Annotated in this window: 7 protein-coding genes and 4 pseudogenes; 8 read left to right on the top strand and 3 right to left on the bottom strand. The window is 68.9% G+C overall.

Annotated features, from left to right (window positions below):
• From ABTX62_RS35190 to ABTX62_RS35175, 4 pseudogenes are all read left to right on the top strand, one after another.
• Positions 1–86 (top strand): annotated as a pseudogene (locus tag ABTX62_RS35190) (IS5/IS1182 family transposase); the annotation flags it as partial.
• Between the two features lie 125 nt (positions 87–211).
• Positions 212–292 (top strand): annotated as a pseudogene (locus ABTX62_RS35185) (DinB family protein); the annotation flags it as partial.
• A gap of 134 nt (positions 293–426) precedes the next feature.
• Positions 427–696 (top strand): annotated as a pseudogene (locus ABTX62_RS35180) (transposase family protein); the annotation flags it as partial.
• Positions 668–1,450: pseudogene (locus ABTX62_RS35175) on the top strand (ISAs1 family transposase); the annotation flags it as partial. The pseudogenes ABTX62_RS35180 and ABTX62_RS35175, both read left to right, overlap by 29 nt.
• A 268-nt stretch (positions 1,451–1,718) precedes the next feature.
• Here ABTX62_RS35175 and ABTX62_RS35170 read toward each other — a convergent pair.
• Both ABTX62_RS35170 and ABTX62_RS35165 read right to left on the bottom strand, forming a co-directional pair.
• Positions 1,719–2,084 (bottom strand): STAS domain-containing protein, encoded by a 366-nt coding sequence (locus tag ABTX62_RS35170; protein ID WP_352119989.1) that lies wholly within the window; start codon positions 2,082–2,084, stop codon positions 1,719–1,721.
• An 8-nt stretch (positions 2,085–2,092) separates the two neighbouring features.
• Positions 2,093–3,532 carry a PP2C family protein-serine/threonine phosphatase gene (locus tag ABTX62_RS35165; RefSeq protein WP_352119988.1) on the bottom strand — a complete coding sequence of 480 codons (1,440 nt, stop codon included), beginning with the start codon at positions 3,530–3,532 and terminating at the stop codon, positions 2,093–2,095.
• Positions 3,533–4,269: 737 nt separating this feature from the next.
• Here ABTX62_RS35165 and ABTX62_RS35160 point away from each other — a divergent pair.
• The 3 genes from ABTX62_RS35160 to ABTX62_RS35150 all read left to right on the top strand — a co-directional run bounded on the left by ABTX62_RS35160 (position 4,270) and on the right by ABTX62_RS35150 (position 5,565).
• Complete coding sequence (locus ABTX62_RS35160) at positions 4,270–4,665, top strand: hypothetical protein (protein ID WP_352119987.1); 396 nt, start codon at positions 4,270–4,272, stop codon at positions 4,663–4,665.
• A gap of 73 nt (positions 4,666–4,738) precedes the next feature.
• Entirely contained in the window at positions 4,739–5,299 is a 561-nt protein-coding gene (locus ABTX62_RS35155) for a class I SAM-dependent methyltransferase (protein WP_352119986.1), read from the top strand.
• On the top strand, positions 5,296–5,565 hold the full coding sequence (locus tag ABTX62_RS35150; protein ID WP_352119985.1) for a sulfurtransferase TusA family protein: 270 nt from the start codon (positions 5,296–5,298) through the stop codon (positions 5,563–5,565). The genes ABTX62_RS35155 and ABTX62_RS35150 overlap by 4 nt, the downstream gene beginning before the upstream one ends.
• 252 nt (positions 5,566–5,817) lie before the next feature.
• Here the strand turns inward: ABTX62_RS35150 and ABTX62_RS35145 are convergent, their stop codons facing one another.
• Entirely contained in the window at positions 5,818–6,732 is a 915-nt protein-coding gene (locus ABTX62_RS35145) for an alpha/beta hydrolase (protein ID WP_352119984.1), read from the bottom strand.
• A gap of 106 nt (positions 6,733–6,838) precedes the next feature.
• Between ABTX62_RS35145 and ABTX62_RS35140 the strand changes: the two genes are divergently transcribed.
• Positions 6,839–7,273 carry a MarR family winged helix-turn-helix transcriptional regulator gene (locus ABTX62_RS35140; RefSeq protein ID WP_352119983.1) on the top strand — a complete coding sequence of 145 codons (435 nt, stop codon included), beginning with the start codon at positions 6,839–6,841 and terminating at the stop codon, positions 7,271–7,273.
• The last annotated feature ends 36 nt before the right edge of the window (positions 7,274–7,309 follow it).

Here is a 7,309-nt window from a genome sequence, read left to right as displayed (position 1 = left end):
GGCAGATCTTCCGCAGATCCCGCATCAGCCCGAACCGCATGACCGTCATCGCCAAAGCCGTCCTCACCCTGGAGAGGCAACGCTGAAAACGCTCATTGAACCCAACCCGGCCAGCCGGGCTGTTCATGTCAAACAGCCGCTCGCGGCTCACGACCGGCGACGGCGTCCGCGAGGGGCACAGCCAGGTCTCCGTTGTATGTAGTGTGCGGAAATGACGAGAAGCGAGCGGCTCGCGGAGCAACTGGACTGGTACTGGCACGAAAACCTGCGGCCACGGCTGGACGGTCTTACCCAGGGCTTCGGCGTAGTCGCGTGATGCCCGGTTCGTGGCGGACTGTCAGCTCAGCGGCGGTGTTCTCGGAACGTGACAGGCACGGCTTCCAAGATCATGGAGTTCTCTACGCCCCGTGATCCAAGTGGAAGACCGTGCCTGCCGACGCATCATCTCTGATCCCGCCTGCCCTTGACCAACTGCGCGAGAATCCGCGGGTCGGACCCGAGGAGCTCCCGGGCCTGCTGGAACGGCTGGCCGAGGTGCCGGACCCGCGTGACCCACGCGGGGTGCGCCACCGCTTGGCCGTCGTGCTCGCTCTCACCGCGTGCGCGGTGCTGGCCGGAGCGACCTCGCTGCTGGCGGTCGGTGAATGGATCGCCGACGCCCCTGGGCATGTGCTGGAACAGGTCGGTGCGAACCCCGATCCGCTCCTGCCCATGCGGGTGCTGCCCGCCGAGAGCACGGTCCGCCGGCTGCTGGCCCCGCGTCGACGGCGACGCTCTGGACCGGGCAGTCGGACGTTGGCTCGCCGACCGTCTCCCGAAGGCGACCGGGCTGCGTGGCCTTGCAGTGGACGGCAAAAGCCTGCGTGGCGCGGCAAGAGCGAATGGCCGCAAGATCCACCTGCTCGCCGCACTGGAACACGCCACCGGTCTGGTCCTGGCCCAGATGGACGTCGGCGAGAAGACGAACGAGATCACCTGCTTCCAGCCACTGCTGGACGCCCTCGCCGACCTGGCAGGAGTCGTCGTGACCAGCGACGCCATGCACACCCAGCGCGAGCACGCCGACTACCTCCTCGACCGGGCCGCCCACTACATCGTGATCGGCAAGGGCAACCAGAAGAAGCTGCGGCGACAGCTCAAGTCCTTTCCCTGGAAGGACATCCCGCTTCAGGGCCGCACCCGGGGAACCGGCCACGGCCGCTCCGAGATCCGCCGGATCAAGGTCGCCACCGTGAACAGCCTCCTCTTCCCCGGAGCCCGCCAGGCCGTCCAGATCAAGCGCCGGCGCACCGACCGCAAGACCGGCAAGACCACCGTCAAGACGGTCTACGCCGTCACCAGCCTGACCGCCGAGCAGGCCACTCCGGCCCAGCTCGCCCGACTCGTCCGCGACCACTGGACGATCGGAGCCCTGCACCACGTCCGCGACACCACCTTCGCCGAGGACGCTTCCCAACTGCGGACCGGCAACGCGCCCCGCGCGATGGCCACCTGGCGCAACCTCGCTATCGGGGCACTCCGGGCAGCCGGAGCGAAGAACATCGCGGCAGGTCTTCGCCGCAACGCCCGTGACCCTCGCCGCCCGCTCTCACTCCTCGGCCTCGCATGATCACAAAACGGGCGTCACACAACTACGCCGAAGCCCTGGCGCCCGGACCAGCTCGTGCATGCCCCTTGGATCGCCGCACCGGCCTTGGGTCTGGCAGACCAGAAGTTGCTTACCTCTTTGCGGAGGCGGGCGGGCTGTCGGTCATGTCGGCGGCTGTGGCATGGACAGGCAGGAGTGAGTCGACGCCGGTCATGCGGAGCATGCGCATCAGGCGGTCGGGGACGGCGGCCAGGCTGAGCGAGCCACCCGCTTCCTGGGCCGCGTGCCAGATGCCGATGATCGCGCTGAGACCTGCGGAGTCGCAGAAGCCGACCTGTGCCAGGTCGAGGGTCAGGCGCGGGTGTCCTTGTCGAATGATCTCCGTGGCCCCGGAGCGCAGGGTGGGCGCCGTCTGCATGTCCACATCCCCGACGACCGTGGCGATAGCGAGGCCGGGGTTGGGGTGCTGAACGGTCAGGTGAAGTGTGCGGGTCACGTCGATCATCACTCCTGGCCGAAGTCGGGTGCGGCGGTCGTGTGGGCGCTGGCGGCGACCCCTGCATCGGGTGCGGTTTCGGCGTCAGACACGGACAGGGCCAGCAGGGCCACGTCGTCGCCGGCTCCCTCGGGCAGAGAGGCCAGCAACGTGACGGCGTCTCCGACCAGGGAGGCGGCCGTCACGGGCCCGGTGCGCTGGTGGAGGAAGCCGGTCAGGCCGTCCTCGCCGAGCATGGCGTCCTGGGTGGTGTGGGCTTCGGTCAGCCCGTCGGTGTAGAGGAACAGGCCCTCCCCGGGGGCCAGGGAGAAGGTGGCCTGAGCGAAGCGTGCCTGGGGGAAGGCTCCGACGAGCATGCCGCCCTTGGGTCGGACCGCCTTGACCCATACCGCGCCGCTGTCGTCGGGGCGCAGGTGGTAGGCCGGCGGGTGGCCGCCGGTGGCCACTGTGACGGTGAAGCCGCCGGCCTCCTGTGGTGCCAGGAGGCCGAAGAGGGCGGTGCAAAAGCGGCTTCCGGCGGTGACGTCGCTGAGCAGGGCGGTGTTGAGCGCGCTCAGAACGGTGACCGGTTCCGGGTCGATCTGGGCCGCGGCGCGCAGGGTGTGGCGGGCCAGGGCGGTGACGGTCGCCGCCTCGGGGCCCTTGCCGCACACGTCACCGAGGAAGAACGCCCACCGGCCGCCGTCGACGGGGAAGACGTCGTAGAAGTCGCCGCCCACATCGTGGACGGAGGCGGTGTGATAGTGGCAGGCCAGCTCGAGGCCGGGCACCACGGGAAGTGCCGGGGGCAGCAGGGTGCGCTGGAGGGTGGAGGCGAACGCGGCGATGGCGGTCTTGTCCTTCTCCGCCTGTTCCCGCGCCGCCCGTTCCGCCTCCCGCCGTTCTTGCTCGTTGCGTAGTGCGCGCAGCGCCGACAGCCGCAGCTCCATCTCGTCCAGCACGATCGCGGCAAGGTCGGCCAGTGTGGCGGTGTCGTTCTCGGTGATGGAGCGCGGCTTGGTGTCGAGGACGTTGACCGTGCCCAGCCGGTGGCCGTCGGGGGTGGTGATCGGTGCGGCGGCGTAGAAGCGCACCCCCATCTCTCCGGCGACCAGCGGATTGTCCGCCGCCACGGGATCACGAAGGGTGTCGGGAATGACCAGCGCGTCATCGCGCAGGATCGCTGAGCCGCACAGGCCCGGATCGCGGCCGATCTCCTTGACGCCCTCCAGGCCGTGCGCGGCCTTGAACCAGATGCGGTCGGTGTCCACGATCGTGACCGTGGCCATGGGGACATCGAAGAGGCGGGCGGCCATCGCCGCCACCCGGTCGAACGCACCGTCGGGCGGAGTATCGAGAATGTCGTAGCGGCGTACCGCCGCAATACGGGCCACCTCCACACCCGGGTCCGGGACCAGCTCAGGGCGCCGCCCGGGCGCCGGGTGGGCCGCCGAAGCCTGCTGCGTCATCGGCTTTCCTCTCCGTCGATGGGCCGCCGCGAGCGGCACGAACCGACGCAGCCTAGATCGACCACACGTCCCAACGCCAATGCCGCGGTGAACGCCAGATCGGCGGCAGCATCACTTATCTCCTTCCGGCACTCCTCCTGCGGCCTCGCGTGCTCGACTGGGCAGATCACCGCCAGTTACCGCGGCAAAGCGCCGGAAGGGGTGGGCAAGCAGGACTCGGACAGGCGGCCGTGCCGGAGGTCTGCAGGCGCGTTACGGGTGCGGCGCGTCCGGCGTTCCGCTGTCCACTCCAGCGCCGTCTACGACCGGATCTCGGTCACCACCTTGGCAGCGGAGGCCACGCGAGGAGCCGACGCCGACCGGACCGACCCGCCACGGTGCTAAGCCCGCACCGCTTCAATCTCGCGGCGATCGACAAGGCTGCCACCGTCAGGATCTCTACCGGGGAGCGGTTGACACTGTGGTGCGGCGTACGTTTGCGTGGGGGTGGCCTCGAGTGGCGAGTGCCGACCTCGGACGGACAGGAGACGGTATGAGCCAGGCCCACTTGACCGTCTCCCAGCACACCACCGCTGCCTGATCCCCGCCCCCACCCCGGCCGCCACACCACCGGCGGCCCCGGCGCGGCGGGGACGCCGACGCGCAACACCAGCGAGCGCGCCCCGATCCCCGGTACCGGCCGCGCCTCTCCGGGACGCTTGCGACGAATAAGGCTGATTCCTGGCACGATGCCCGTTATGCAGCAGCTGCCGATCCCCTGCCCTGGCCATCTGATTCCGGATGCCACCGACCGGTTCGATCCTGTCTACCGGGTGGCCAAGGCTCAGCGTGCTGTGTTCGTGGGCATTGAACGCGAGGGGGAGCGGTGGACGGTGAAGGCGGATGCGCTGACCGCCGGCCCGGGCCACGTCGTCGTCGATGCTGTGAACGTCGCCATGCGGGCCGCCATCGTCCGCCTGGTCCACGAGCGGGAGGCCGGCTCGGACGCCTTTGCAGGCCCGGTCTACTTCATGCTGCACGGCGTCCCGAGCGAGGCGCGGGCCCGCCAGCTCGCCGCGGCCTTCCATGCCGCCCTTTATGGGGATCTGGGGCCGCTGCGCCTTGCGGTGCCCGGTGCTGACGTGGACGAGTAGTGACGCCGCCGGTTGACGCCTCGATGACCTGAGTCGCCCCAAGAGCGTTGAGCCGTGCAGGACGCGTGCACCGTTGTCCGGAGGGTCCCCCCGGCCGGGTCATGGCAGGCGTGGCCTCGCCAGCCCGGTAACAGGCCAAGGGAGGTCGCAGACCCAGGTCGCTCGCGAGGGCTTTACCGTGCGGGCCACCGACTTCAGTCCCGTCGGCCTGGAGCAGCTGCAGGAGGCCGCCCGCGCCGAGGACGTCGCGGGGCGGGTCACCACCGCCGTCCACGACGTCCGTGAGGCGCTGCCGCTGCCGGACGACTCCGTGGACGCCGTGTTCGCGCACATGCTGCTGTGCATGGCGCTGTTCACCCAGGAGATCCACGCGGCGGTCGGCGAGATCCGCCGTGTCCTGCGGCCCGGCGGCGTACTCCTCTACACCGTCCGACACACGGGCGACGCCCACTACGGCACGGGCACCGCGCACGGCGACGACATCTACGAGCACGGCGGCTTCGCCGTCCACTTCTTCGACCGCGACCTGGTCGACACCCTCGCCGCGGGTTGGACCCTGAACGAGGTCCATTCCTTCGAGGAAGGCAACCTGCCCCGCCGCCTGTGGCGCGTCACCCAGACCCTTCCTCGGTGAACCTCGAACCGATACCGGCCGCGGACATCACCGTCGACGGCACTGGCCTGCTCTGCGTGACCCTCCTGCTCCGCCTGCGCGCCCGCATCGCCACCGCCAGGCCTGGCACGGTCATCCACGTCCTCGCTACCGACCCGGCCGCGCCCCTCGACCTCCCGGCCTGGTGGTACCACATGGCCGGGCACGAATACCTCGGCCCCGTCCCCGGCGAGCCGACCGGTGTACGCGCTGCGGCTCGCCCCCGACGCCGTACCCACCAGGCCTGACGCATCCTGGCATCGAACCGAGTCATGACCACCGCACGAGTCACCCGGCTGGTGATCAGCCGGTCCAACTTCGGTGACAAATGATCCAAGTTCGCTGTCACGGGACAGCGGCGCCCACCGGATGATCACGGCTCGTGTCCCGTCTCCAAGGATCTGGTCCCCGTCTCAGGTGATCTGGTCCGATTCGATTGTGGTCTCCGGTGATCTGGTTCGCTAGTGCTGTGACCGCATAGGTTCGCCGGTTCGTATGCCTTACAGGTTGTTCGCATAGAAGCTGACGAGTCGTTCGACGGCAGCGTCGACGTATTCGGGTTCGTCGTACATCTCGTAGTGGCCGGCGCCGTCGATCACCATGAGGTCGACGGGGTCGGGGGCCAGCTTCCACAACTGCATGCCGGTGTCGTAGGAGCCGGTGTTGCCGATGCGTCCGGCGAGGATGACCTGCAGGGGTTGGGTCATGAGCTGATCGGCCAGGTGGAACGCGTCGTAGCCCAGCAGGTGGGAGTCGCTGCGCAAGAGGCGCCGGTTCGTGGAGTGTTCGTTACCGCCGCGCTCGGTGCGGTAGTAGGTGATGGCCTGAGTGGTGTCGATGTCGGTCAGGCCCGCTGCCGCGGCGTCCTCGAGGGTGTCGGGCAGCCAGTTCACGCGGGTCATCTCGCCGGAGCGGGCCTCTTCGGTGCGTGCGTCCGCGAGAGCGTCGAGTGCTGCGGCCGGACCGTCGGGGGAGAAGCTGCGGAACGCGGCGCCGATGTTGACGGGGACGACCGTACCGACCGCCTTGATGCGGTGGTCCGTGCGGGCGGTGTGAACGGCGTAGCCGCCACCGGCGCAGATGCCGAGGACGCCGATGCGCTGCGGGTCGATGCCGGAGGTCGTGGTGAGCGCGTCGATGGCGTAGGAGATGTCCTCACCTCGGCGGTAGGGGTCTTCGAGGTCGCGGGGCTCGCCCTCGCTCTGGCCCTGATAGGCGGGGTCGAGGACGAGCGCCGCGATGCCGCGGGCGGCGAGACGGGAGGCGTAGTTGGCGCCGATCTGCTCCTTCACGCTGCTGCCTGGGGTGGAGAGCACCACGGCGCGCAGCGGTGCGCTGCTGTCGGCGTTGTCGGGCAGGTGGAGGTCCGCGGCGAGGTTGATGGGACCGCGCGGGATCGTGAGGTGCTGAAGCATGCCTGGCTTCCTTCGTGAGATTGTTGTTCCATAGGAGTCCAGTACAAAACAATATCTTGTACGATCTGAAACTAATACGAAACTGTATCACCTGGATGGAGGGTCGATGTCAGTCGACGGGGCGCAGCTGTGGACGCTGAACCAGCGGCTGCTGGGTGTTGTGATGGATGCCTGCACGGGGGAGCTGGCCGAGCTCGGGTTGGAGACGAAGGAGTTTTTCGTCCTGGCCGAGGTGGAGGCATCGCCGTACCCGGCTGAGATCGCGACTGCGCTGCTGCTGCCCAAGGCGAGCGTGACGGTCTACGTTCGCAACCTCGTCGCCAAGGGCTTTGTCCGCCGCGAGATCGACGAGGCGGACTTGCGGCGTCATCGGCTCGTACTGACCGCTGAGGGCACGCAAGCACGCGATCGAGCACTTGCAGCTCTCGCGGCGGAGTACGACCGCAGGTTGGCGAGGGTCACCCCCCAGGACCGCGTTGAGCTGCAACGCATCCTCGAAGCGATGCTCGCCTCGCCCGCGTCAGGCCGTATGCGCGAGTGATTCGTCTGTCCGGTTCTCTGCTGCACGTTCGGGCCG

Source organism: Streptomyces sp. NPDC096046 (assembly GCF_040303285.1).
In the GTDB taxonomy this organism is placed as follows: Bacteria; Actinomycetota; Actinomycetes; order Streptomycetales; family Streptomycetaceae; genus Streptomyces.
This window is presented reverse-complemented; position numbering and strand designations above follow the sequence as displayed.

Excerpts from the sequence above, each read along its gene's own strand:
- ABTX62_RS35165 (WP_352119988.1), bottom strand. The coding sequence starts at position 3,532 with ATGACGCAGCAGGCTTCGGCGGCCCACCCGGCGCCCGGGCGGCGCCCT.
- ABTX62_RS35160 (WP_352119987.1), top strand. The coding sequence starts at position 4,270 with ATGCAGCAGCTGCCGATCCCCTGCCCTGGCCATCTGATTCCGGATGCC.
- ABTX62_RS35145 (WP_352119984.1), bottom strand. The coding sequence starts at position 6,732 with ATGCTTCAGCACCTCACGATCCCGCGCGGTCCCATCAACCTCGCCGCG.
- ABTX62_RS35140 (WP_352119983.1), top strand. The coding sequence starts at position 6,839 with ATGTCAGTCGACGGGGCGCAGCTGTGGACGCTGAACCAGCGGCTGCTG.